This is a genomic window from Sphingomonas sp. SORGH_AS_0879 (assembly GCF_030819175.1).
GTDB lineage: Bacteria > Pseudomonadota > Alphaproteobacteria > Sphingomonadales > Sphingomonadaceae > Sphingomonas.
This window is the reverse complement of the sequence record NZ_JAUTBJ010000002.1, coordinates 912,207-938,019: the sequence shown is the minus strand read 5'-3', so window position 1 is coordinate 938,019 and position 25,813 is coordinate 912,207. Positions and strand designations below refer to the sequence as shown.

At 66.5% G+C, this 25,813-nt stretch carries 19 protein-coding genes; 10 read left to right on the top strand and 9 right to left on the bottom strand.

Features of this window, described 5'->3' with window-relative positions:
- The first annotated feature begins 41 nt into the window (after nucleotides 1-41).
- Nucleotides 42-1,055, top strand: a complete 1,014-nt coding sequence (locus QE379_RS05110; protein ID WP_306998482.1) for a glycosyltransferase family 2 protein — start codon at nucleotides 42-44, stop codon at nucleotides 1,053-1,055.
- On the opposite strand, the gene QE379_RS05105 is transcribed toward QE379_RS05110, so the two are convergent.
- Complete coding sequence (locus QE379_RS05105) at nucleotides 1,052-1,195, bottom strand: hypothetical protein (protein WP_306998480.1); 144 nt, start codon at nucleotides 1,193-1,195, stop codon at nucleotides 1,052-1,054. The genes QE379_RS05110 and QE379_RS05105 overlap by 4 nt on opposite strands.
- A gap of 87 nt (nucleotides 1,196-1,282) precedes the next feature.
- Here QE379_RS05105 and ubiA point away from each other — a divergent pair, with 87 nt between their 5' ends.
- The 8 genes from ubiA to glgX all read left to right on the top strand — a co-directional run bounded on the left by ubiA (nucleotide 1,283) and on the right by glgX (nucleotide 14,855).
- A complete protein-coding gene (ubiA, locus tag QE379_RS05100) occupies nucleotides 1,283-2,191 on the top strand; it encodes a 4-hydroxybenzoate octaprenyltransferase (RefSeq protein ID WP_306998477.1) in 909 nt (302 codons plus the stop codon).
- A gap of 312 nt (nucleotides 2,192-2,503) precedes the next feature.
- Nucleotides 2,504-3,814 carry an Nramp family divalent metal transporter gene (locus tag QE379_RS05095; RefSeq protein ID WP_306998475.1) on the top strand — a complete coding sequence of 437 codons (1,311 nt, stop codon included), beginning with the start codon at nucleotides 2,504-2,506 and terminating at the stop codon, nucleotides 3,812-3,814.
- Between the two features lie 91 nt (nucleotides 3,815-3,905).
- Nucleotides 3,906-6,338 carry a glycogen/starch/alpha-glucan phosphorylase gene (locus QE379_RS05090; RefSeq protein WP_306998473.1) on the top strand — a complete coding sequence of 811 codons (2,433 nt, stop codon included), beginning with the start codon at nucleotides 3,906-3,908 and terminating at the stop codon, nucleotides 6,336-6,338.
- Nucleotides 6,335-8,488: a 1,4-alpha-glucan branching protein GlgB gene (gene glgB / locus QE379_RS05085; protein ID WP_306998471.1), complete on the top strand. Its 2,154-nt coding sequence runs from the start codon at nucleotides 6,335-6,337 to the stop codon at nucleotides 8,486-8,488. The genes QE379_RS05090 and glgB overlap by 4 nt, the downstream gene beginning before the upstream one ends.
- 78 nt (nucleotides 8,489-8,566) lie before the next feature.
- The gene (gene glgC, locus QE379_RS05080) at nucleotides 8,567-9,829 is read left to right on the top strand and encodes a glucose-1-phosphate adenylyltransferase (RefSeq protein WP_306998469.1); all 1,263 of its coding nucleotides are present in this window, start codon (nucleotides 8,567-8,569) and stop codon (nucleotides 9,827-9,829) included.
- Between the two features lie 8 nt (nucleotides 9,830-9,837).
- Nucleotides 9,838-11,292: a glycogen synthase GlgA gene (gene glgA / locus QE379_RS05075; RefSeq protein ID WP_306998467.1), complete on the top strand. Its 1,455-nt coding sequence runs from the start codon at nucleotides 9,838-9,840 to the stop codon at nucleotides 11,290-11,292.
- Nucleotides 11,289-12,914 carry an alpha-D-glucose phosphate-specific phosphoglucomutase gene (locus QE379_RS05070; protein WP_306998465.1) on the top strand — a complete coding sequence of 542 codons (1,626 nt, stop codon included), beginning with the start codon at nucleotides 11,289-11,291 and terminating at the stop codon, nucleotides 12,912-12,914. Before glgA ends, QE379_RS05070 begins: the two co-directional genes overlap by 4 nt.
- Nucleotides 12,915-13,061: 147 nt before the next feature.
- The gene (gene glgX / locus QE379_RS05065) at nucleotides 13,062-14,855 is read left to right on the top strand and encodes a glycogen debranching protein GlgX (RefSeq protein WP_306998463.1); all 1,794 of its coding nucleotides are present in this window, start codon (nucleotides 13,062-13,064) and stop codon (nucleotides 14,853-14,855) included.
- Here glgX and cyoD read toward each other — a convergent pair.
- Genes cyoD through QE379_RS05040 form a run of 5 tightly spaced genes read right to left on the bottom strand, consistent with a single transcriptional unit; the run spans nucleotide 14,852 to nucleotide 19,256 of the window.
- Nucleotides 14,852-15,235: a cytochrome o ubiquinol oxidase subunit IV gene (gene cyoD, locus QE379_RS05060; protein ID WP_306998461.1), complete on the bottom strand. Its 384-nt coding sequence runs from the start codon at nucleotides 15,233-15,235 to the stop codon at nucleotides 14,852-14,854. The two genes, glgX and cyoD, sit on opposite strands and share 4 nt — an antisense overlap.
- On the bottom strand, nucleotides 15,232-15,867 hold the full coding sequence (locus tag QE379_RS05055) for a cytochrome (ubi)quinol oxidase subunit III (protein WP_306998459.1): 636 nt from the start codon (nucleotides 15,865-15,867) through the stop codon (nucleotides 15,232-15,234). Before QE379_RS05055 ends, cyoD begins: the two co-directional genes overlap by 4 nt.
- The gene (gene cyoB / locus QE379_RS05050; RefSeq protein ID WP_306998457.1) at nucleotides 15,864-17,876 is read right to left on the bottom strand and encodes a cytochrome o ubiquinol oxidase subunit I; all 2,013 of its coding nucleotides are present in this window, start codon (nucleotides 17,874-17,876) and stop codon (nucleotides 15,864-15,866) included. The genes QE379_RS05055 and cyoB overlap by 4 nt, the downstream gene beginning before the upstream one ends.
- The gene (cyoA, locus tag QE379_RS05045) at nucleotides 17,873-18,760 is read right to left on the bottom strand and encodes a ubiquinol oxidase subunit II (RefSeq protein ID WP_306998455.1); all 888 of its coding nucleotides are present in this window, start codon (nucleotides 18,758-18,760) and stop codon (nucleotides 17,873-17,875) included. The genes cyoB and cyoA overlap by 4 nt, the downstream gene beginning before the upstream one ends.
- Before the next feature lie 52 nt (nucleotides 18,761-18,812).
- Nucleotides 18,813-19,256, bottom strand: a complete 444-nt coding sequence (locus tag QE379_RS05040; RefSeq protein ID WP_306998453.1) for a hypothetical protein — start codon at nucleotides 19,254-19,256, stop codon at nucleotides 18,813-18,815.
- Nucleotides 19,257-19,354: 98 nt separating this feature from the next.
- Here QE379_RS05040 and QE379_RS05035 point away from each other — a divergent pair, with 98 nt between their 5' ends.
- Entirely contained in the window at nucleotides 19,355-20,197 is an 843-nt protein-coding gene (locus tag QE379_RS05035; RefSeq protein WP_307003091.1) for a CoA ester lyase, read from the top strand.
- 103 nt (nucleotides 20,198-20,300) lie between these two features.
- On the opposite strand, the gene QE379_RS05030 is transcribed toward QE379_RS05035, so the two are convergent.
- The 3 genes from QE379_RS05030 to scpA form a co-directional block, all read right to left on the bottom strand.
- Nucleotides 20,301-22,298, bottom strand: coding sequence for an acetyl/propionyl/methylcrotonyl-CoA carboxylase subunit alpha (locus QE379_RS05030; RefSeq protein ID WP_306998451.1), 1,998 nt, complete (start codon nucleotides 22,296-22,298; stop codon nucleotides 20,301-20,303).
- Nucleotides 22,299-22,450: 152 nt separating this feature from the next.
- Nucleotides 22,451-23,476, bottom strand: a complete 1,026-nt coding sequence (gene bioB, locus QE379_RS05025; RefSeq protein ID WP_306998449.1) for a biotin synthase BioB — start codon at nucleotides 23,474-23,476, stop codon at nucleotides 22,451-22,453.
- 14 nt (nucleotides 23,477-23,490) lie between these two features.
- Entirely contained in the window at nucleotides 23,491-25,752 is a 2,262-nt protein-coding gene (scpA, locus tag QE379_RS05020; protein WP_306998447.1) for a methylmalonyl-CoA mutase, read from the bottom strand.
- Between the last annotated feature and the right edge of the window lie 61 nt (nucleotides 25,753-25,813).

Sequence of the window (25,813 nt, the reverse complement as noted above, 5' to 3'; positions counted from 1 at the left end):
GCCATCGCATCCGGCCATGGCCGAGAGGGAAAGTCGCGCCCATGGCACGGACCACGACCGACATCGCCGCCGTGCTGATCGTCCGCGACGAAGCGCGCAGCATCGCCCGCTGCCTGACCAGCGTGGCGCCCTGGGTCGACCGGATGGTCGTGCTCGACACCGGATCGACCGACGATACCGTCGCCATCGCGGAGGGGCTGGGGGCGGAGGTCCATCATCTCGACTGGCCCGACAGTTTCGCGGTCGCCCGCAACCATGCGCTGATGCTGGCCGATGCGGATTGGAACCTGATCCTCGATGCCGATGAGTGGATCGCGGGCGGCGGCGCGATCATTCGCCAATGGTGCGCCGCCGCGCCCGATCGGCTGGGGTGCCCGTGCATCCATAACGAGGCGGAAGGGGCGGACACGGCGTCGCGAAGCTGGGTAACGCGGCTGGTGCCGCGCGGCGTCTTCTACGAAGGGCGCGTCCACGAACAGATCGCCTCTCCCCTGCCCCGCCACCGGATCGCGCTCGACATCGGGCATGATGGCTATCGCGCCGCGCAGATCGAGCGGAAGAAGGACCGCAACCACCAGTTGCTGCTCGAGGATTTCGCCGAACGCCCCGACGACGCCTATCTCCTTTACCAGTTGGGCAAGGATTCGCAGATGCGCGGCGATATCCCCGCCGGCTGCGACTATTACGCCCGCGCGCTGGCGGCCACCGCGCCGACCGCGAACTGGCGGCACGAACTGGTCATCACCGCCATCCCATTCCTGGCCAAGGCCGGACGGCCGGACGAGGCCCTGGCACTGGCGGACGGCGAGTTTGCCAACTGGCCGGAGTCACCCGATTATTTCTTCATATTGGGCGACCTGTTGCTCGACCTGGCGCTGGCCGAACCGGCCCGCGCGCTCGACCACTGGCTGCCGCTGGCCGAGGGCGCCTGGGAACGTTGCCTCGCCATCGGCGAGCGTCCGCAACTGGAGGGCAGCGTCGCCGGTCGCGGCAGCCATCTGGCGCAGCACAATCTGGACGTGATTCGATCGCAACTGGCGATGCTGGCCGCCTAACGCCGCCGGATCAGCCACCAGAGGATCATCAGCCCCAGCGCCGCGAGCAGCACCAGCCCGCCGACCATCCCCGCCACACGCAGGATCGCCCAGAACAGCGCCTCGACGAAACGGCCGACCGCGACCGACAGGCCGATCATGGGATGGAGACGGGACAGGAGGTCACGGCGTGAAGATAGGTGCGAACGCACTTGCGCGCCACGGGGGACGTCCATAGGCGCGGGAGCATGACCATCGAGATCGTACCCGATAGCGAGCATAAGGGGCTGGTCGGGCGGCTGCCGCCCCGGTGGCGGGGGCTCGCATTGCTGGCCAGGTTCGACCGGCCGATCGGCTGGTGGTTGCTCTTCTGGCCCGGCGTCTGGGCGATCGCGCTGGCGGGCGGACTGCCGCAGCGTTGGCCGCTGGTGCCGTGGTTCCTGCTTGGGTCGATCGCGATGCGGGGCGCGGGCTGCGTCTTCAACGACATCGTCGATCGCGATCTGGATGCCAAGGTGGCGCGGACGCGAGCGCGGCCGATCCCTTCGGGGCTTGTGTCGGTGAAGCTGGCGGCGATCTGGCTGGGCGTGCTGTGCCTGATCGGGCTGGTCGTGCTGGTGCAGTTGCGGCCCCTCGCCGCGATCGTCGCGGTGGCCAGCCTGGCGCCGGTCGCCGCCTATCCCTTCATGAAGCGGATCACCTGGTGGCCGCAGGCGTGGCTGGGCATGGTGTTCAGTTGGGCGGCACTGGTCGGCTGGGCGGAGGTGGCCGGGGAACTCTCGACGCCGCTCTGGCTGCTCTATGCCGGGTCCATCGCCTGGGTGATCGGATACGACACCATCTATGCGCTTCAGGACCGCGAGGACGATGCGCTGATCGGGGTCCGTTCCTCGGCATTGCGCATGGGGGCCTATGTGAAGCCGGGTGTGGGGACCTTCTATGTCGCGGCGGTGCTGTGCTGGTCGGGCGCGATCTGGCTGGTGCGGCCCGATCCGCTGGCGGTCGCCGCGCTGGTGCCGGTCGCGGTGCATCTGGCCTGGCAGGTTGCGACGTTGCAGCCCGACGACGGCGCGGGCGCACTGCACCGGTTCCGGTCGAACCGGTTCGCCGGGCTGCTGATGGCGCTGGCCTGTGCGGTGGTAGGCAGCGCGGGCTAGACCATGACGACATGGGGTGGTCCCTGGGGATAGCCCCTCCCCTTCAGGGGATCGTTGCGAAAGTCACCCTTCCGTTCCCCCTGTCCGCCACCCCGGCGAAGGCCGGGATGGCGCGATAGGTTTCGCAACGATCCCCTACAGGAGAAGGGGGGCGCTCTATACCGTCGCCCCAGCGCAGGCTGGGGCCTTTAGCGACCGTAACCACCTATCGAAGAGATTCCGGCCCGTGCCGGGATGACGACCCCGGCTTGATCTGCCGCAACGCTTTGCCGGGTTGTCGCGTTGGCGCATTTCCGTCACATCTCAAGGTCGATGACCGTAGCCACGCCCGCCACCCGCTCGCTTGCCGAAAGCCATCGTTCGATCGCCATCCCGGAGGGAGCCTCCTTCCTGCGACGGTTGTTCGCCTTTGCCGGGCCGGGCTATCTAGTCGCGGTCGGCTATATGGATCCGGGCAACTGGGCGACCGATATCGCGGGCGGATCGGCCTATGGCTATGCCCTCCTCTCGGTCATCCTCTTGTCGAACATCATGGCGATGATCCTTCAGGCGCTGTCGGCGCGGCTGGGCATCGCCGCCGGGCTGGACCTGGCGCAGGCATGCCGCGCGGCTTACTCCAAGCCCGTCTCGCGCATCCTGTGGCTACTCTGCGAGATCGCGATCATCGCCTGCGATCTGGCCGAGGTGCTGGGCACAGCCATCGCGCTGCAATTGCTGTTCGACCTGCCGCTGGTCTGGGGCGTGCTGATCACCGGCCTCGACGTCTTCCTGATCCTCGCGCTCCAGCGTTACGGGTTCCGCAAGGTGGAGGCGTTCATCATCGCGCTCCTCCTCATCATCGGCGGCTGCTTCCTCTACGAGTTGATCGCCTCGCGCCCCGATCCGGGGTCGGTGATGGCGGGTTTCATTCCCTCCACCCGCATCGTGACCGACCCGGCGATGCTCTACATCGCGATCGGCATTCTCGGCGCGACGGTGATGCCGCATAATCTCTACCTCCACTCCTCGGTGGTGCAGACCCGCGCCTATGGCCTCACGCCCGAGGGCAAGCGCGACGCCATCAACATGGCGACGATCGACAGCACGGTGGCGCTGTTCTTCGCCTTCTTCATCAACGCCGCGATCCTGATCGTCGCGGCGGCCACCTTCCACGTCGCGGGGCGGACCGATGTGGCGGAGATCGACCAGGCGTACCGCCTGCTCGCCCCGATGCTCGGCGCGGGCGCGGCGAGCGTGGTGTTCGGCGTGGCGCTGCTCGCCTCGGGCCAGAATTCGACGGTGACGGGGACGCTGGCCGGGCAGATCGTGATGGAGGGCTTCCTCGACCTGCGGCTCGCCCCCTGGCTGCGGCGGCTCATCACGCGCGGGCTGGCGATCATTCCCGCCGTGCTGGTCGTGGGCGCGAGCGGACAGACGGGCGCGACCAGGCTGCTGGTGCTCAGCCAGGTGATCCTCAGCCTGCAACTCCCCTTCGCGGTGGTGCCGCTGGTCCGCTTCACGGCGGACAGGGGGATGATGGGGCCCTTCGCCAGCCCGGTCTGGCTGCGCATCCTGGCCTGGATCATTGCGGCGATCATCATCGCCCTGAACCTGACCCTGTTGTGGGGGCTGACGACGGGCTGATCTCTTTCGCAGTTGCGAGGGAATGCCGCGTGACTTCACTTGTAGCGCAGCTAAGCTGGGCGGGACTGGACCGACAGGGACGCCCGAATCAATGACGACCACCATCACCACCCTGCATGTCGACGACACCGGACCGCTGGCCGACGCGATCGTCGACACATTGGTGCACCGGATCGGCAAGGATGCCGCCAATGCGCGGCCGCACGACTGGCTGGCCGCGACCATCCTGACCGTCCGCAACGACATCATCGAACGCTGGATGGCCTCGACCCGCGAAGCCCATGCGGCGGGGGCCAAGCGGGTCTATTATCTCAGCCTGGAGTTCCTGATCGGGCGGCTGCTGCGCGACGCGCTGTCCAATCTGGGCGTGATGGCGCAGGTGGCGGGCGCGCTCCAGACGCTGGGCGTCGATCTGGCCGCGCTGGAGGAGATCGAACCCGACGCGGCACTGGGCAATGGCGGCCTGGGGCGGCTGGCGGCCTGTTTCATGGAGAGCCTCGCCAGCCTCGACCTGCCCGCTTACGGCTATGGCATCCGCTATGTGAACGGCATGTTCCGCCAGCGGATCGATGACGGCTGGCAGGTGGAACTCCCCGAAACCTGGCTGAGCCATGGCAACCCCTGGGAATTCGAGCGGCGCGAGAGCGCCTATTTCGTCGGCTTCGGCGGCGAGGTGATCGGGACCGAGACGGGTGCGGTCCACTGGAAGCCCGCCGAGGCGATCGAGGCCATCGCCGTCGATACCCCCGTGGTCGGCTGGCGCGGCAAGCGGGTCAACACGCTACGCCTATGGACCGCGCAGGCGATCGACCCGATCCGGCTCGATCGGTTCAACGCAGGCGACTATACCGGCGCCTTGGCCGGGCAGATGGCGGCGGAGACGCTGGTCCGCGTCCTCTATCCTTCCGACAGTTCGCCAGCGGGTCAGGAACTGCGGCTGCGACAGGAATATTTCTTCTCCTCCGCCTCGCTCCAGGACATCGTCCGGCGGCATATTCAGTATTTCCACGATATCCGCACCCTGCCCGACAAGGCGGCGATCCAGCTCAACGACACCCACCCCGCCGTCTCGGTGGCGGAGTTGATGCGGCTGCTGGTCGATCAGCACGATCTGGGCTTCGACGAGGCGTGGGACATCACGCGGCGCACCTTCGGCTATACCAATCACACGCTGCTGCCCGAGGCGCTGGAAAGCTGGCCGCTGCACCTGTTCGAGCGGTTGCTGCCGCGACACATGCAGCTGATCTACGCGATCAACGCCAAGCTGCTGCGCGAGGCCCGCGCGGTCGAGGGGATCGACGACCGCGCCATCGCCGCGATCAGCCTGATCGACGAGGGCGGCGAGCGGCGGGTGCGCATGGCGAACCTGGCCTTTGCGGGCAGCCACAGCGTCAACGGTGTCGCCGCGCTACACACCGAATTGATGAAGCAGACCGTCTTCGCCGACCTCCATCGCCTTTATCCGACGCGGATCAACAACAAGACCAACGGCATCACCCCGCGCCGCTGGTTGCAGCAATGCAATCCGCAACTCACCGCTCTGATCCGCGAGGCGATCGGCCCTGGCTTCGAAGACGACGCCGAGAGGCTGATAGCGCTCACGGAATTCGCACAGGACGCGAATTTCCGGGAACGCTTCCTCGGAATCAAACGTTCCAACAAAGTGGGGCTGGCAAATTATCTCCGGGAATCGAGCGGGCTGCGCGTGGACCCCGATGCGCTGTTCGACGTCCAGATCAAACGCATCCACGAATATAAGCGCCAGTTGCTCAACATCATCGAGACGGTGGCGCTCTACGACCAGATTCGCAGCCATCCCGAACGCGACTGGACCCCGCGCGTCAAGCTGTTCGCGGGGAAAGCGGCGTCGAGCTATCACAATGCCAAGCTGGTCATCAAACTGGCCAATGACGTCGCCCGCCGGGTCAATTCGGACCCCAGCGTCGGCCATCTGCTGAAGGTCGGCTTCATCCCCAACTACAATGTCAGCCTGGCGGAGAAGATCATTCCCGCCGCCGACCTGTCGGAACAGATTTCGACCGCGGGCATGGAAGCGTCGGGCACCGGCAACATGAAGTTCGCGCTGAACGGCGCGCTGACCATCGGCACGCTCGACGGTGCCAATGTCGAAATCAAGGAGCATGTCGGTGACGATCACATCGTCATCTTCGGCCTGACCGCCGACGAGGTCGCGGCCAAGCGCCGCGACGGCTATAACCCGCGCGAGGCGATCGAGAACAGTCCGGAACTGCGCCAGGCCGTCTCCGCCATCGCCTCGGGCGTGTTCTCGCCCGACGATCCCGGCCGTTATGCCGGGCTGATGGGCGGGCTGTACGATGGCGACTGGTTCATGGTCGCCGCCGACTTCGACGCCTATGCCGCCGCACAGCGTCAGGTCGACACCCGCTGGCAGGACCAGGCGGGCTGGGCGACCTCGGCCATCCACAATGTCGCGAAAGTCGGATGGTTCTCCTCCGATCGCACCATCCGGCAATATGCCGAGGAAATCTGGAACGTGATGTGAAACCTCCCCGTGCCGCTCTGGATGCCCTGATCGAAGGCCGCAACGCCGATCCCTTCGCGTTGCTGGGGCCCCATCAGGGGCCAGACGGCACGTTTCTCCGCGCCCTGGTGCCGGGGGCGGAGGAGGTGACCGCGCATGACCTGACCGGCAAGGCCCTGGGCGATCTGAAGCAGGTCGATCCGCGCGGACTGTTCGAAGGCGCGGTGTCGGGCGAGCCCCAGCCGGTCAGATATCGCGCCAAGGGCCACGGTGCGGAATGGTGGATCACCGATCCCTATAGCTTCGGCCCCGTGCTCGGCCCGCTGGACGATTTCCTGATGGGCGAGGGCAATCACTTCCGCCTGTACGACAAGATGGGCGCGCATCTGATCGAGCATCAGGGCGTTGCCGGTGTGCACTTCGCGGTCTGGGCCCCCAATGCCGAGCGGGTGGCGGTCGTCGGCGACTTCAACGACTGGAATCCCGGCCGCCATGTGATGCGGCGGCGGCTGGATGTCGGGGTGTGGGAAATCTTCATCCCCGATATCGGCGAGGGCCGCGCCTACAAGTTCGCGATCACCGGCCCGCATGGCGCGGAACAGCCGATGAAGGCCGACCCCTTCGCCTTCGCCGCCGAGCTTCGCCCCAAGACCGCCTCGGTGACGACCGCCCCGCCCCAGCATGTCTGGAAGGACGCCCCCCATCGCGAGCATTGGTCCAGGATCGACCCGCGCCGCGTGCCGATCAGCATCTACGAGGTTCATGCCGGGTCTTGGGACCGCGACGAGAATGGCTGGTATCTAAGCTGGGACGTGCTGGCCGGGCGGCTGATCCCCTATGTGGTCGAGATGGGCTTCACCCATATCGAATTCCTGCCCATCTCCGAACATCCCTATGACCCGAGTTGGGGCTATCAGACGACGGGGCTCTACGCGCCGTCCGCGCGGTTCGGCGATGTGGAAGGGTTCGCCCGCTTCGTGGATGGCGCACATCGGGCCGGCGTGGGCGTGATCCTCGACTGGGTGCCCGCCCACTTCCCCACCGACGCGCATGGGCTGGCGCATTTCGACGGCACCGCGCTTTACGAGCACGAGGACCCGCGTCAGGGTTTCCACCCCGACTGGAACACCGCCATCTATAATTTCGGGCGGCGCGAGGTGGCGAGCTTCCTGGTCAACAACGCGCTGTTCTGGCCCGAGCGTTATCATATCGACGGGCTACGCGTGGATGCGGTCGCCTCGATGCTCTACCGCGATTACAGCCGCAAGGACGGCGAGTGGGTGCCCAACGAACAGGGCGGGCGCGAGAATTGGGAAGCGGTCGAGTTCCTCCGCCAGGTCAACCGGCAGGTATACGGCCAGCATCCCGGCGTCTTCACCGTCGCCGAGGAATCCACGGCCTGGCCTGGCGTCTCGGCGCCCGCGCATGACGGCGGGCTGGGCTTCGGGTTCAAGTGGAACATGGGCTTCATGCACGACACGCTCCAATATATGGGGCGTGAACCCGTGCATCGGCGGCACCATCATGGCGAGATCCTGTTCGGGCTGCATTACGCCTTCGACGAGAATTTCGTCCTGCCGCTCAGCCATGACGAGGTGGTGCACGGCAAGGGCAGCCTGCTGACCAAGATGGCGGGCGACGACTGGCAGAAATTCGCGAATCTGCGCGCCTATTACGCCTTTATGTGGGCCTATCCGGGCAAGAAGCTGCTGTTCATGGGCCAGGAATTCGCCCAGCGCGAGGAATGGTCGGAGGATCGCCCGCTCGACTGGCATTTGCGGTGCAGCCATGCGCATGAGGGCGTCCGCTCGCTGGTTCGCGACCTCAACCATCTCTATCGCGACACGCCCGCGCTCCATGCCCGCGATTGCGAGCGCGAGGGGTTCGAATGGCTGGTCGCGGACGACAGCGCGCATTCGGTCTTCGCCTGGCTGCGCAAGGCACCGGGCGAAAAGCCGGTCGCGGTCATCGCCAACATGACGCCGGTGGCGCGCGCGCCCTATCGCCTGCCGCTGCCGCATGACGGGCGATGGACCGAGGTGCTGAATTCGGATGCCAGCCAATATTGGGGTTCGGGCCTCGGCAATATGGGCGGCGTGGATGCGAGTGACGGCGCGGCCTGGGTCACGCTGCCGCCGCTGGCCACCGTCATCCTGCGCTTCGATGGCTGATCCAGGTTCATAGCTTTATACGAACACGAACGCCCGGAATGCGCGTTGCGATACCAACAGATGGACGGGAGACGGACGATGGACCTGAGGCGCGGACAACCGCTGGCGCGCGATGCCATGGCCTATGTGCTGGCGGGCGGCCGGGGCAGTCGCCTGATGGAGATGACCGACACCCGCGCCAAGCCCGCCGTCTATTTCGGCGGCAAGGCGCGGATCATCGACTTCGCTTTGTCCAACGCGATCAATTCCGGCATTCGGCGGATCGGCGTGGCGACCCAGTACAAGGCGCACTCGCTGATCCGCCATCTCCAGCGCGGCTGGAACTTCCTGCGCGACGAACGCAACGAGAGCTTCGACATCCTCCCCGCCAGCCAGCGGATCAGCGAATTCCAATGGTATGAGGGCACCGCCGACGCCGTCTTTCAGAATATCGACATCATCGAAAGCTATGCGCCCGAATTCATGGTCATCCTGGCGGGCGACCATGTCTACAAGATGGACTATGAACTGATGCTCCAGCAGCATTGCGACAGTGGCGCCGACGTCACCGTCGCCTGTCTGGAGGTAACCCGCGCCGAGGCGAGCGCGTTCGGCGTCATGCATGTCGATGAAACCGACCGAATCGTCGATTTCGTCGAAAAGCCCGCCGATCCGCCCTCCATCCCCGGCAATCCGGACGTGGCGCTGGCGTCGCTGGGCATCTATGTCTTCCGCACGTCCTTCCTGTTCGAACAGTTGCGCCGCGATGCGCAAACGCCCGGTTCGTCGCGCGATTTTGGCAAGGACATCATCCCCTATCTGGTCCAGCACGGCAAAGCGCAGGCGCATCGCTTCTCCGCCTCCTGCGTCCGCTCGCATGACGAACCGGGGGCCTATTGGCGCGATGTCGGCACCGTCGATGCCTATTGGGAGGCGAGCCTGGACCTGACCGATGTGGTGCCGCAACTCGACCTCTACGACCGAAGCTGGCCGCTCTGGACCTATGCCGAGATCACGCCCCCGGCCAAGTTCGTCCATGACGTGGACGGACGGCGCGGATCGGCGGTGGCCAGCCTGGTCGCGGGCGACTGTATCGTGTCGGGCTCCTCCATCCATCGTTCGCTGCTCTCGACCGGGGTCCGCACCCACAGCTTCGCGATGCTGGACGAGGCGGTGGTCCTGCCCTTCTGCCATATCGGGCGCGGCGCGCGGTTGCGGCGGGTGATCCTGGATCGCGGCGTCAAGATTCCCGACGGGCTGGTCGTCGGCGACGATCCCGTGCTCGACGCGCATCGTTTCCGGCGGACCGACAAGGGTATATGCCTGATCACCCAGCCGATGATCGATCGTCTGGCCCACTGAAAGCCATCATGACCCTCTCCGTCCTGTCCGTCGCCTCCGAAGCCTTTCCGCTCATCAAGACCGGGGGGCTGGCCGATGTCGTGGGCGCCCTGCCCGAGGCGCTCAGCCCCCACGATATCGCCGTCACCACGCTGATCCCCGGCTTCCCCAAGGTGATGCGCGCGATCGGCGACGATGCGCCCCGCGTCCATCACTTCCCCCACATCATCGGCACCGAGGCGTGGCTGCGCGAGGCGATGATCGGGACGCACCGGCTGCTGGTGATCGACGCGCCACAGCTTTGGGAGCGTGAGGGGCTTCCCTATGTCGATACCGCCGGCAACGACTGGCCCGACAATTGGCGGCGCTTCGCGGTGCTGGCGCGGGCGGGCGCGGACCTCGCCTCGGGTGCGGTGCCGGGTTACGATTTCGACCTGCTCCACGCGCATGACTGGCAGGCCGCACTGGCCCCCGCCTTCCTGCATTACGCGCCCGGCCCCGGCAAGGTCGCCAAGAGCATCGTCACCATCCACAATATCGCCTTCCAGGGCTCGTTCGCGGCGCACCACTTCCCCGATCTCGGCCTGCCGCCCGAGGCATGGTCGGTCGACGGCGTCGAATATTATGGCCAGGTCGGCTATCTGAAGGCGGGCCTGCGCACCGCCGACGCGATCACCACGGTCAGCCCGACCTATGCCGAGGAAATCCACCGGGCGCAGTATGGCATGGGCCTGGAAGGGCTGATCGCCGCCCGCGCCGAATGCGTCAGCGGCATCGTCAACGGCATCGACCCGGCCATCTGGAGCCCCGAGTCCGACGCCGCCCTGCCCGCCCCCTTCACCGTCGAGACGCTGGACGACCGCATCGCCAACAAGCGCGCGGTGGAGAAAGCGTTCGGACTGGACGAGGATGACAGCCCGATCTTCACCGTCATCAGCCGCCTGACCTGGCAAAAGGGCATGGATGTGCTGGTCGAGGTGGTGGACGATCTCGTGGCCCTGGGTGGGCGGCTGGTGGTGCTGGGCACCGGCGACCCGGCGCTGGAGATCGCCTTCGCCACCGCCGCGCTTCGCCATCCGGGGCACGTGGCGGTGCGAATCGGCTATGACGAGCCGGTCTCGCATCTGCTTCAGGGCGGGTGCGACGCGATCCTGATCCCCTCGCGGTTCGAGCCGTGCGGGCTGACCCAGCTATACGGCCTGGCCTATGGCTGCGTGCCTGTGGTCGCGCGGACCGGGGGGCTGGCCGATACGATCATCGACGCCAATGAAGCGGCGCTGGCCATGGGCGTTCCGACCGGCCTGCAATTCGACCATGTCACCGCCGACAATATCGTCGCGGTGCTGCGTCGCGCTATGAGACTTTACGCCGATCAAGACCAATGGCGGACCATGCAGATCAATGGCATGAACGCCGACTATAGCTGGCACCATAGCGGCCGCCACTATGCCGAACTTTACCGATCCGTTCTGGGGGACAAATGATCAAGACGGTCGCAACGCAGCCCTATCTGGACCAGAAGCCGGGCACCTCCGGCCTGCGCAAGAAGGTCCGGGTCTTTCAGCAGCCCAACTATGCCGAGAATTTCATCCAGTCGGTGTTCGATGCGCTGGGCGATGAGAAGACCGGCAAGACGCTGGTGATCGGCGGCGACGGCCGCTTCCTGAACCGCGAGGTGATCCAGGTCGCGATCCGCATGGCGGCGGCGAACGGCTTCGCCCGCGTCGTGGTCGGCCAAGGCGGCATCCTGTCGACGCCCGCCGCCAGCAACGTGATCCGCCAGCGGAAAGCGCTCGGCGGCCTGGTGCTGTCGGCCAGCCACAATCCGGGCGGGCCGGATGAGGACTTCGGCATCAAGTACAACATCTCCAATGGCGGCCCCGCGCCCGAGAAGGTGACCGACGCCATCCATGCCAACACCAAGTCGATCAGCCGCTGGCTGACCGTCGAGGCCGACGATATCGACCTCGATACGCTGGGCGAGGTGACGGTAGGCGGCATGACCGTCGAGGTGATCGACTCCGTCGCCGACTACGCCACGCTGATGGAGAGCCTGTTCGACTTCGCCGCGATCCGACGTGCGGTCGAGGGCGGCTTCACCATGTCGTTCGACGCGATGAGCGCCGTCACCGGCCCTTACGCGACCGAGATTCTGGAGAACCGGCTGGGCTTCGCGCCGGGCACCGTGAAGAACGGCACCCCGCTCCCCGATTTCGGCGGGCATCATCCGGACCCCAATCTGGTCCATGCCAAGGCGTTGTACGACCGGATGATGGCCCCCGACGCGCCCGATTTCGGCGCGGCCTCGGACGGGGACGGCGACCGCAACCTGATCATCGGACGCGGGCGCTTCATCACGCCGTCGGACAGCCTGGCGATGCTGGCGGCCAATGCGCATCTCGCGCCCGCTTATGCCGGTGGCCTGAAGGGCATCGCCCGCTCGATGCCGACCAGCGCCGCCGCCGACCGGGTGGCCGAGAAGTTGGGCATCCCGGCCTATGAAACGCCTACGGGGTGGAAGTTCTTCGGCAATCTGCTCGACGCCGGGATGGCGACGATCTGCGGCGAGGAAAGCGCGGGCACGGGTTCGGACCATGTGCGCGAGAAGGACGGGCTATGGGCGGTGCTGCTCTGGCTCAACATCCTCGCCGCCGCGGGCAAGTCGGTCGACGCCATCGCGCGCGATCACTGGGCGACCTATGGCCGCAATTACTATGCGCGCCACGACTATGAGGGCGTCGAGAGCGAGCGGGCCGATGCGCTGATGGCCGATCTTCGTGGGAAGCTGGCGACCCTGCCGGGCGAGACGTTCGGCGGGCTGACGGTCGAGACGGCGGACGACTTCGCCTATACCGACCCCACCGACCAGTCGGTCAGCCGCAACCAGGGCATCCGCGTGCTGTTCGTGGGCGGCAGCCGTGTCGTATTCCGCCTGTCTGGCACCGGCACCAGCGGCGCGACGCTGCGCGTCTATCTGGAGCGTTACGCGGCGGACGAACTCGACCGCGAGACGCCCGAAATGCTCGCCGACATCATCGCGGCGGCGGACGAGATCGCGGGCATCACCCAGCATACCGGGCGCACCGAACCCGATGTGGTGACGTGATCGGCGTGGGGGAGAGGCTCCGTCCCCTTCCACCCCGGCGAAGGCCGGGGTCCAGATGCCACCAAGCGCGTGAAACGCCCGAGAAGCCGCCCCAACTGGACCCCGGCCTTCGCCGGGGTGGTCAGAGTAGGTTAGGGTGATCGCGCCATGACGAATCACCCCCCATCTCTCGGCGCCACTCCCGTCTCCGGCGGCACCCGCTTCGCGGTGCGCTCGACCGTCGGGCGAGTGGAGCTTTGCCTGTTCGATGGCTCGGACGAACGCCGAATCCCCATGACCCGCGACGGCGATGTGTGGACCGCTACCGTCACCGACCCCGCCCCTCTCTACGGCTATCGCGCCCATGGCGAATACGACCCGGCGCGCAACCTGTGGTTCGACCCCGCCAAACTGCTGGTCGACCCTTATGCGCTAGAACTCGACCGCCCCTTCGTCCAGTCTCGGCGTCTGGTCGCCTATGGCGAAGACACGGCCGACATCATACCCCGCGCCCGTATCGTCACCCCACTGACCGACACCCCGGCCCCGCCGCTGTTCCGGCCGGGCAGGCTGATCTACGAACTCAATGTGCGCGGTTTCACCATGCGCCACCCCGCCATCCCGCCCGAACAGCGCGGCACATTGGCGGCACTCGCCCATCCCGCCGTGCTGGATCATCTGCGCAAGCTGGGTGTGGCTGCCGTCGAGCTGATGCCGATCACCGCCGCCATCGACGAACGCCATCTGCCGCCGCTCGGCTTACGCAACGCCTGGGGTTACAACCCGGTCGTGCCGATGGCGATCTGCCCGGAGCGGGTGCCGGGTGGGGTCGCCGAACTGGTCGCCACTGTCGCGGCGCTTCGCGAGGCGGGGATCGGCGCGATCCTCGACCTGGTCTTCAACCATATGGGGGAGAGCGATGTGCAGGGCGGCACGCTGTCCTTTCGCGGGCTCGACCCGGACGTCTATGCCCGCACGCCCGACGGCACGCTGATCAACGATGCGGGCACGGGCAACACGCTCGACGCCAGCCGCCCGGCCGTGCGCGCGATGATCCTCGATGCCTTGCGCCATTTCGCGCGGGCGGGGGTGGACGGCTTCCGCTTCGACCTGGCGCCGGTGCTCGCACGTGGACCGGGTTTCGACGCCCGCGCCCCCATCTTCGCCGAGATCGCCGCCGACCCGATCCTCTCAAGCCGCATCATGATCGCCGAACCCTGGGACATCGGCCCCGGCGGCTATCGGCTCGGGCAATTTCCCGACCATTGGCTGGAATGGAACGACAAATATCGCGACCAGGTGCGCCGCTTCTGGCGCGGTGACGGGCGGGCGGGCGATCTGGCGACCCGGATCGCGGGCTCGGCGGATATATTCGCCAGCGCCACCAGCCGCTCGGTCAATTTCGTCGCAGCGCATGACGGCTTCACCCTGGCCGACCTGACCGCCTATGCCGAGCGACACAACCACGCCAATGGCGAGGACAATCGCGACGGGCATGGCGACGAAGTGTCGTGGAACCATGGTGTCGAGGGACCGACCGACGATCCCGCTATCCTGGCCGCGCGCCATGCCTCGGTCCGCGCGATGCTCGCCACGCTGTTCCTGTCGCGCGGCACCCCGATGCTGACCGCAGGCGACGAGTTCGGCCGCAGCCAGCAAGGCAACAACAACGGCTATGCGCAGGATAACGACACGACATGGCTCGACTGGGAAAACCGCGACGACGCGCTGGAAGATTTCGTCGCGCGGCTCAGCCAGTTCCGCCGGGATACGCCGATCGACTGGACGGACTGGCTGGCCGATGCCGAATGGCGCACCCTCTCCGGCGATCCGATGACGCCGGGTGATTGGGACGGCGACGGCTTCGCCTTGCACCTGCCGCTCGGCGACCAAAGCCTGACCCTCCGCTTTGGCCGAGCACGTGGTGTCTTCGCCATCCGGGGCACCGTGATCCAGAGCTAAGGCGTCGCCATCGATCCCATCAGATTATGGTTCAGATGCCCCATGATCCAGATCGACCCCAGCAGCACCAGCGCCACGATCAGCACCCCGAACAACAGCGCCAGCACATTGTTGCTGTTATCCGGCCCCGTGGTGATGTGGAGGAAGAACACCAGATGCACCCCCATCTGCCCGATCGCCAGCGCGACCAAAGCGGCGGGCACGGCGGGGCCCCAGACGATGTCGAATTGCACCAGCGCGAAGGACGCTGTCGTCAGGATCGCCGCCGCGACCAGGCCGACGACATAGCTGCGCACGCCACCGACGATCGAGTCCTTCTCGCTCTGTTCGCCCGGCGCGGTTTCGTCGCGGGCCATTTCCTCGTCGGGCCGCTCGCTCATCCGCGCACTCCCATCAGATAGACCATCGTGAACAGCGCCACCCAGATGATGTCGAGCGCATGCCAGAACAGGCTGAAGCACAGGATGCGGCGCAGGATATCCTCGCGAAACCCCTTGGCCCAAGCCTGCGCCATCATCGTCGTCAGCCAGAGCAGCCCCAGCATGACGTGCAGCCCATGGCACCCGACCAGTGCGAAGAAGGCCGACAGGAAGGCGCTACGCCCCGGCCCATGGCCTTCGCCGATCAGGTGCAGGAACTCATAGGCCTCCAGCGCCAGGAATCCCGCGCCCAGCAAGCCGGTCGCCGCCATCGCGATCTGGAACCAGCGCATGTCGCGCGCCAGCGTCGCGATCCCCGCCATGCCGCAGGCGAAGCTGGAGAGGAGCAGCAGCACCGTCTCCGTCTCGACCAGCTCCAGCTCGAACAAGTCCTTGCCCGAAGGACCGCCCGCCGTCGCGTCCTTCAACACCGCATAGCCGGCGAAGAAACAGGCGAACAGGATGAAGTCCGACAGCAGGAATATCCAGAAGCCATAGGACACCACCACCCGCTTGGGCGCGGGGCCGTCCGGGTTGGGCTCGGCGGCGCGGCCCAGCTTGTTGGGATCGTGCGTCTGCGCGGCCTGGCTCATGACAGCGCCTCTTCGGGCAGGTCGAGCAGGGTCGCCTTGCTGCGACGGCGCGCCTGGTCCAGCCGTTCGACCTCTTCGACCGGGATTTCATACTCCGCCTTGTCGCGCCAGGCGAAGACCACGAACGTCCCCCATGCGCCGAAAAAGCCCAGCACGACCAGCCACCAGATATGCCAGATCAGCGCAAAGCCCATGACGGTCGCGAAAAAGGCGCTGACCACCCCGGTCGGTGAGTTGCGGGGCATCTCGATGGGTTCGTAATCGGGGCGGTCGGACAGGGCCCGGTTCTCCCGCGCGCGCGCCTTGATGCCCCAATAGGCTTCCTCGCCCTTCACATCGGGCAGCACCGCGAAGTTGAAGGCGGGCGGCGGCGAGGTGGTGATCCATTCCAGCGTGCGACCGTCCCAGGGATCGCCGCTCTCGTCGATGCGGTCCTTGCGGGTGCGGATCGAGACATAGAGCATCATGACCTGACACCCGATCCCGGCCAGGATCAGGAGCGCGCCCAGTCCGGCGGCGATCAGCCAGGGATGCCAGCCGGGCACATCATAATGCTGCATCCGCCGCGTCATGCCCATCAGGCCCAGCACGTATAGCGGCATGAAGGCGAGGTAGAAGCCGCTGATCCACAGCCAGAAGGCGCGCTTGCCCCAGGTCTCGTCCAGCGTGAAGCCGAACATCTTGGGAAACCAGAAGGTGAAGCCGGCGAACGCCCCGAACAGCACACCGCCGATGATGACGTTGTGGAAATGCGCGACCAGGAACAACGAGTTGTGCAGCACGAAATCGGCGGGGGGCACCGCGAGCATCACCCCGGTCATGCCGCCGATCACGAAGGTCACGATGAACCCGATCGACCACAGCATCATCGAGGTGAAGCGGATGCGCCCGCCATAGAGGGTGAACAGCCAGTTGAAGACCTTCACCCCCGTCGGCACCGCGATGATCATCGTGGTGATGCCGAAAAAGCCGTTCACATCGGCCCCGGCCCCCATGGTGAAGAAATGGTGCAACCAGACCATGAAGGACAGGATGCAGATCACCATGGTCGCGATGACCATCGAGCGGTATCCGAACAAGGGCTTGGACGAGAAGGTCGAGATGATCTCGGAAAAGATGCCGAAGGCGGGCAGGATCAGGATATAGACTTCCGGGTGGCCCCAGGCCCAGATGAGGTTGACGAACATCATCTGGTTGCCACCCGCATCGGCCGTAAAGAAATGAAAACCGAGATAGCGGTCGAGGATCAGCATCGCCAAACACGCGGTCAACACCGGAAAGGCCGCGACGATCAGCAGGTTGGACGCCAGCGAGGTCCAGGTGAACATCGGCATCCGGCTATAGCCCATGCCCGGCGCGCGCATCTTCAGGATGGTAGTGACGAGGTTGACGCCGGAAAGCAGTGTCCCCATCCCCGATATCTGGAGCGCCCAGAGATAATAATCGACGCCGACACCCGGCGAGAAGCGCAACTCCGACAGCGGCGGATAGACCAGCCAGCCGGTCTTGGCGAACTCGCCGATGACCAGGCTCATGTTGATGAGCAGCGCGCCGCTGCACGTCAGCCAGAAGCTGACCGAATTGAGCGTCGGAAAGGCCACGTCGCGCACGCCCAGTTGCAGCGGCACGACGAAGTTCATCAGCCCGATCATGAACGGCATCGCCACGAAGAAGATCATGATCGTGCCATGCGCCGAGAATATCTGGTCGTAATGATCGGGCGGCAGATAGCCTTCGTTACCATAGGCGATCGCCTGTTGCGACCGCATCAGCAACGCGTCGGAAAAACCGCGCAACAGCATCACGCCCGCCAGCAGGCAATACATCACGCCGATCCGCTTGTGATCGACGCTGGTGATCCACTCATTCCAGAGATAGGGCAGATGCCCGCGTCGCCAGACCCAGACGAGGACACCCAGCAGCAACGCCCCGATGACCGCCGCCGACACCAGCGGCAAAGGTTCGTGGAACGGGATCGAGTCCCAGCCGAGCTTGCCGGTAAAACTCATTGCTCGCGCCCGTCCTTGGCTTTCTCACCCTCGGGTGCGCCGTTCCGCATCACGATCTGGTCGTAAAGGCCGGGCTGGAGCCGGGGATAGCTGGCGGGGCGGACATTGCGGCTGGGCCGCGCCATCGCGACGAACTCGGCCCAGTCGAGCGTCTTGCCCTTCCCGGCCCTGGCGGTCGCGACGAAGCGGTCGAAGCTCGCTTGCGGCACCGCATCGACGAAGAAGTCCATATCGGCAAAGCCCTCCCCGCTATAATGCGCCGACAGCCCGCGATACCGTCCGGCCTTGTCGGCGCGCAGGTGGAGCGTCGAGTCCATGCCCGACATGGCGTAGATCTGGCTGCCCAGTCGCGGCACGAAGAAGCTGTTCATGACGCCTGCCGAGGTGATGCGGAACCTCACCGGCGTGCCCACCGGCACGACCAGCCGGTTGATCGTCGCGATCCCCTGTTCGGGGTAGAGGAACAGCCATTTCCAGTCGGTCGCGACGACCTCGACCGTCATCGTCCGCGCCTTGGAGGCGATCGGCTTGGGCGGATCGAGGTCATGGCTGCCGATCCAGGCGATGCCGCCCAGGAACATGATCGCCAGCGCCGGGATCGACCAGACCAACAGTTCCAACCGCCCGGAATAGGCCCATTCGGGCAGATGCTTTGCGCGGGTGTTGCTCGCGCGGAACCACCAACTAAAGGCGAAGGCCAGCACGATCACCGGCACGACGATCGCCAGCATCACCGCCAGCGAATTGCAGAAGATGCTCCGCTCGCCTGCCGCGATCGGCCCTGCGGGGTCCAGTATGCCCGGCTCGCAGGCCGACAACAGCGCACACGTGCCAAGACACGCGAAACGCGCGAAAATCTGGGCTAGGCGCGGCTCACGGGGCATTCCGGCGGTGAACGGCGGGCCGGTGCTTTCGTTCCTTGCCCGTCAGCGTCACTCAGGCGGCGAGACGTCGCCCCTCGCTGTCGCCGGAGTCATTGGCCGGGTGGCGGACACGGTGCGCCCTGACAGCACGCCGTGCGGATCGCCGCGCGACCATCCGCCGAACGACGGGCCACCGCGCCAGCATCGACGAGGACAGGATCGCCGCCATACTCAATTCGACCACCCCGCCCCATTCGATCGCCGAGGCCATCATCACCAGATCGCCAGCCGACCCGCCCGCCATGGCCAGCATCCGAATCTCGTCGATCTCGAACCAGATGGCGAGGCCGATCACCGCCGCTCCGGCAATCATCACGCCCCATTGCGCCGGGCTGATCCGGTTGAGACGGCGCGCGGGTGCCTCTACCATGACGCGCGACAGCCATCGACTGATCGGCACATCCGGGCACAGGCGCAGCAATGCCGTCAGTCCCAGTAACAACAATGCGACCGTCATCCCGATATCCCCCTTCGTTCCCCTCTCTATGGCATCGGCGCGGGGATTTCCCAAGGGCGGGCGTGACGCGGGCGACCGCGCGCGTCTATGATCGGGGCATGACCGTGCGTAGCGCCCTGTTCCTCCCCGCCTCTAACCCTCGTGCCATCGCCAAGGCCCGCACGGTCGACAGCGATTCGGTGATCCTCGACCTGGAGGATGCGGTCGCCCCCGCCGCCAAAGACGCCGCGCGGGACGCGGCGGTGGCGGCGGTGCGCGAGGGCGGGTTCGGCGAGCGGATGCTGGTCGTGCGGACCAACGGACTCGATACGGATTGGGCGGCGAACGATCTGGCCGCCCTCGCGACCGCACGACCGGCGGCGGTACTGATCCCCAAGGTGGACGACGTCGCGACGCTCGCCACCGCACGAACGGCCCTGGGTCCGGCCATCCCGCTCTGGGCGATGATCGAGACGTGCTGCGGGATCCTGTCGCTTGGCGCGATTGCCGGAGCCGCCGGGGAATTGGGCCTGACCGCGCTGGTCGCGGGCACCAACGACCTTGCCAAGGAAATGCGCCTGCCTTCCCCGCCCGCGCCCGAGGCGTTGCTGCCGCTCCGGGTTCAGATCGTCGTCGCCGCACGGGCAGCGGGACTGATCGCGCTGGACGGAGTCTGCAACGCCCTCGACGCGCCCGACAGACTGGCGGCGGAATGCGCCGAAGGGCGCAGGCTGGGCTTCGGCGGCAAGACGCTGATCCACCCGAACCAGATCGCGGCGACCAATGCGGCTTTCGGACCGACCGAGGGAGAGATCGCCTGGGCGCAGCGAGTCGTCGCGGCCTTCGCCGATCCGGCCCAGGCGGCGCTGGGCGCGATCCGCTTGGACGGTCAGATGGTGGAGCGTCTCCATCTGGCGGAGGCGGAGCGGATATTGGCGCTCGCTCGGATGTCGCTCCAATAATCACCCTCACCCTTCCCATCCGCTGTCGCGGGCGGGCCCCTTCCCTCTCCCCTCGGGATAGGGAGGGAGGCACGTAGCGCGGGAAGGGTGAGGGTGTCGGCGGTTACTCCAGTTCGAGGATCACCGCATCGACCGCCAGGCTGTCGCCGGTTTTGGCAGTGATGGTCTTGACGGTGCCGGTCTTGGCGGCGCGGAGGATGTTTTCCATCTTCATGGCCTCGACGACGGCCAGCGGCTGGCCTGCCTCTACCTTGTCGCCCTCGGCGACGTCGAGGCGGACGAGCAGGCCCGGCATCGGCGCGATCAGGAATTTCGACAGGTCGGGCGGGACCTTCTCGATCAGGTGCTTTGCGTAGGCCGCCGCGCGGGCGGGCAGGACGCGGACGGTGTGGCTGGCGCCGCGCGTGGTCAGGCGGAAGCCGGTGCGGGTCCTGGCGATGCGGACATGGAGCGTTTCGCCCGCCTCGTCCTCGACCGCGATCATCCGGTCGCCCGGCGTATAGGCGATGGCGAGGTCCAGAGCCGCCCCATCGACGATGAGGCCGTCGGTCGACACGTTGACCTGGTGGTCCGCCCCGCCGATCCGTACCGTCCAGTCGGCGGGCGGTTGCAGCCGGTGGCCGAGTTGGCCATCGATCCGGCGTGCCCGGTCTGCCTCGGCGGTAGCGGTGAAGGCAGCGACGGCGGCGAGCGTGCGGGTCAGTTCGTCGGAGGCGGGCGCGCCGTGGAAGCCTTCGGGATATTCCTCGGCGATGAAGCCGGTCGACAGCGCGCCGGAGCGGAAACGCGGATGCTGCATCAGTGCGGAGACGAAGTCGATGTTCGTCCCCGGCCCGGCGATCTCGAACGCGTCGAGCGCCGCGATCTGGGCATCGATCGCGGCTTCGCGGGTCGGGGCCCAGGTGACCAGCTTGGCGATCATGGGATCGTAGAACATGCTGACCTCGCCACCCTCCGCGACGCCGTCATCGACGCGGACGCGGATGGCGTCGTCCCGTTCCTCGGCAGGCGGGTTGTAACGGACCAGCCGCCCCGTCGAGGGCAGGAAGCCGCGATACGGGTCCTCGGCATAGACCCGGTTCTCGATCGCCCAGCCGGTCAGCGTCACCTCGTCCTGCGTGAAGGACAGCGGCTCTCCGGCGGCCACGCGGATCATCTGCTCGACCAGATCGAGGCCGGTAATTTCCTCGGTCACGGGATGCTCGACCTGGAGCCGCGTGTTCATCTCGAGAAAGTAGAAGCTCTTGCCGGTCGTATCCGCCCCCGACACGATCAACTCGACCGTGCCCGCCGAATAATAGCCGACCGCACGGGCCAGCGCGACCGCCTGCTCGCCCATGGCGCGGCGCATCTCGGGGGTGACGAAGGGCGACGGGGCCTCTTCGACCACCTTCTGGTGGCGGCGCTGGACCGAGCATTCGCGCTCGCCGAGATAGACGATGTTGCCATGCTGGTCGCCCAGCACCTGAATCTCGATATGGCGGGGACTTTCGATGAACTTCTCGATGAAGACGCGGTCGTCGCCGAAGCTGGCCAGGCCTTCGCGCTTGGTCGCCTCGAAGCCCTCGCGCACGTCCGCTTCGGACCAGGCGAGCCGCATCCCCTTGCCGCCGCCACCCGCGCTGGCCTTCATCATGACGGGGAAGCCGATCTCACTGGCGATGCGCACCGCTTCCTCGGTATCGGCGATCTCGCCCAGATAGCCGGGGACGACATTGACCCCGGCGGCCTTGGCCAGCTTCTTGGATTCGATCTTGTCGCCCATCGCGGCGATGGCGTTCGGCGGTGGGCCGATGAAGGCGACGCCCGCCTCGGCACAGGCCTTGGCGAAGCTCTCACGCTCGGACAGGAATCCATAACCCGGATGGATCGCATCCGCGCCGGTGGCTTTCGCGGCGGCGAGGATCAGTTCGGCCTTGAGATAGCTTTCGGCGGCGGGCGCGGGGCCGAGGCGGACCGCTTCGTCTGCCAGCCGCACATGTGGCGCGCTGGCATCGGCGTCCGAATAGACCGCGACCGTGGCGATGCCCATCGCGCGGGCGGTGCGGATCACCCGGCACGCGATTTCCCCGCGATTGGCGATCAGGATTTTTTGGAACACGGGGATACCTCTCCTTTTATGTCGTTGGTCCGTGTCGAATGCTATCGGGGAAGCCCCACCCCGGCTAAGGCCGGGGTCCAGGAGCGGCCCCGTAGCTCACCGCAACTGGACCCCGGCCTTCGCCGGGGTGGTCACGGTGAGGGGCAAGGGGTTCACTCCGCCGCGACCCGCATCGGCTCGGCACCTTCCATCGGCTTCAGGCCCAGCTTGGCGAACAGCGCGGCGTCCGCATCGTCGCCCGCATTGCCTGCGGTCAGCAGCTTGTCGCCGGTGAAGATCGAGTTCGCGCCCGCCAGGAAGCACAAGGCCTGCGTCGCCGCCGACATGCTCTCGCGGCCCGCCGACAGGCGGACCATGCTCATTGGCATGGTGATGCGCGCGACCGCGACGGTGCGGACGAACTCGATATCGTCGATCCGCGCCAGCGGCGTGTCGGCGAGCATGTCGCCCAACACCGTGCCCTTGACCGGCACCAGCGCGTTGACCGGTACGCTTTCGGGATGGCGCGGCAGGGTGGCGAGCGCATGGACGAAGCCGACCCGGTCTCCCCGCGTCTCGCCCATGCCGACGATGCCGCCGCAGCACACCGAGATGCCCGCATCGCGCACATTCGACAGCGTCTCCAGCCGGTCCTCGAAGCAGCGCGTCGTGATGACGTTGGCGTAATTCTCGGGCGAGGTGTCGATGTTATGGTTGTAATAGTCGAGGCCCGCCTCGGCCAGCCGCTGCGCCTGGGGGGCGTCGAGCATGCCCAGCGTCATGCAGGTCTCCAGCCCCATGGCCTTCACGCCCTCGACCATGGCGACGACCTTGTCCATGTCGCGCTCCTTCGGCGACCGCCACGCCGCGCCCATGCAGAAGCGCTGCGAGCCCGCCGCCTTCGCCTCGGCGGCGGCGGCCAGCACCGCCTGCACGTCCATCAGCTTCTCGGCCTTCACGTCGCTTTCCGCCGAAGCGCTTTGCGAGCAGTACCCGCAATCTTCGGGGCAGCCGCCGGTCTTGATCGAGCACAGCGTGCACAACTGCACCTCGTCCGCCGCATGATGCGCACGGTGCACCTCGGCCGCGCGGAACAGCAACTCGGTGAAGGGCAGGTCGAACAGCGCGGCGATCTCGGCGCGGGTCCAGTCGGTGCGCAAGCTTGTCGCCTCGGGGCGGAGCGCGGTGGTCGTCGTCATCACGTCTTGTCCTGTCATTCGCCCGTCTCGGGCGGCATATTATGGCCCAGCAACCTCAGCACATCCTCGGCCGCCTTCACAAGGTTGGTGCCGGGGCCGAAAATCGCCTGAACCCCGGCATCGTAGAGCGCCTGATAGTCCTGCGCCGGAATAACGCCACCCGCGATGACCTTGATATCGGCGCGGCCCGCGTCGCGCAGATGCCCGATCAGCTCGGGGATCAGCGTCTTGTGCCCGGCGGCCAGGCTGGAGGCGCCGACCACGTCGACATCGCGAGTCAGTGCGAGTTGGGCGGCCTCCTCGGGCGTCTGGAACAGTGCGCCCGCCACCACCTCGAACCCCAGATCGCCGAACATCGAGGAGACGAGGTTCGCGCCCCGGTCATGCCCGTCCTGTCCCATCTTGGCGACGAACAGCCGGGGCTTGCGGCCCAGACGGCGTTCGACCGCCTCGACGCCCCGGATCAGGCGGGCCCAGCGTTCGTCCTCGGCATAAGCGCCGCCATAGACGCCCGACACCGGGGTCGGCTGGGTGCCGTAGCGGCCGAACACATCCTCCAGTGCGGCGGAAATCTCGCCCAGGGTCGCCCGCGCCCGCGCCGCCTCCACGGCGAGCGCGAGCAGGTTGTTCCCCAATCCTCCCTGAGCTTGCTCGGGGAGGGGGACCGCGCCCGCAGGGCGTGGTGGGGGGGCATGGCCGGTCCGTCCCGCCCCTCCACCAGCCTGCGGCTGGTCCCCCTCCCCAAGCATAGCTTGGGGAGGAATTTTCGCGGCTTGGCGCAACGCATCCAGCGCGGCCTGGCATTTCACTTCGTCGCGCGCGGCCTTGACCCGAGCGATCCGCGCCACCTGGGCCTCGCGCACCGCATGATTGTCGATGTCGAGGATCTCGACCGGCGCTTCGTCGGCCAGCCGGTATGTGTTGACGCCGACGATGACATCCTCGCCCCGGTCGACCCTGGCGGCGCGCGCGGTGGACGCTTCCTCGATCATCGCCTTGGGCCAGCCCGCCGCGACCGCCTTGGCCATGCCACCCTCGGCCTCGATCCGCTCGATCAACTCCCAGGCGCCGTCGACCAGCGACTGGGTCAGGCTTTCGACATAGTAACTGCCACCCAACGGATCGACGACGCGTGTCATCCCCGTTTCCTCCTGCAACACGATCTGGGTGTTGCGCGCGATCCGGGCGGAGAAGTCGGTGGGCAGCGCGATCGCTTCGTCCAGCGCATTGGTGTGGAGCGACTGGGTGCCCCCCAGCATCGCCGCCATCGCCTCGATCGTGGTGCGGATGACGTTGTTATACGGGTCCTGCTCGGTCAGCGACACGCCCGAGGTCTGGCAATGGGTGCGCAGCATCTTGGAGCGCTCGTCCTTCGCGCCCAGTTGCGTCATCGCCCGGTGCCAGAGCACCCGCGCGGCGCGCAGCTTGGCGACCTCCATGAAGAAGTTCATGCCGATCGCGAAGAAGAAGGACAGCCTCCCTGCGAACCTGTCGATGTCGAGGCCCGACGCCACGCCATATTTCACATATTCCATGCCGTCGGCGATGGTGAAGGCCAGCTCCTGGAGCTGCGTCGCCCCCGCCTCCTGCATGTGATAGCCGCTGATCGAGATGCTGTTGAACTTGGGCATCTCGGCGCTGGTATAGGCAAAGATGTCCGAGATGATCCGCATCGAAGGTTCGGGCGGGTAGATGTACGTGTTGCGGACCATGAACTCCTTGAGGATGTCGTTCTGGATGGTCCCTTCCAGCTTCGACCGGTGAACGCCCTGTTCCTCGGCCGCGACGATGAAGAAGGCCAGCACCGGGATCACCGCGCCGTTCATCGTCATGCTGACCGACATGGCATCCAGGGGGATGCCGTCGAACAGGATCTTCATATCCTCGACCGTGTCGATCGCGACACCCGCCTTGCCCACGTCACCCGTCACGCGCGGATGGTCGCTGTCATAGCCCCGGTGCGTCGCCAGATCGAAGGCGACCGACAGCCCCTTCTGCCCCGCCGCCAGATTGCGGCGGTAGAAGGCGTTCGATTCCTCGGCGGTGGAAAAACCCGCATATTGCCGGATCGTCCAGGGCCGCCCCGCATACATGCTCGCCCGCACGCCGCGCGTGAACGGCGCGAAGCCCGGCAACCCCGGGTCCACCGCCACATCCGCCGCCGTATAGAGCGGCTTCACCACGATCCCCTCCGGCGTCGCCCATGACAGGTCACGCCCCTTCACCTCGCGGGCGGCAAGGGCTTCCCAGTCGGACATGTCAGGGCGTTCGGCCATCGGCCACTCCTCATCCAATCGTTACGCGGTTTACTTATTTTGTTTCATTGAAGCGAAATCA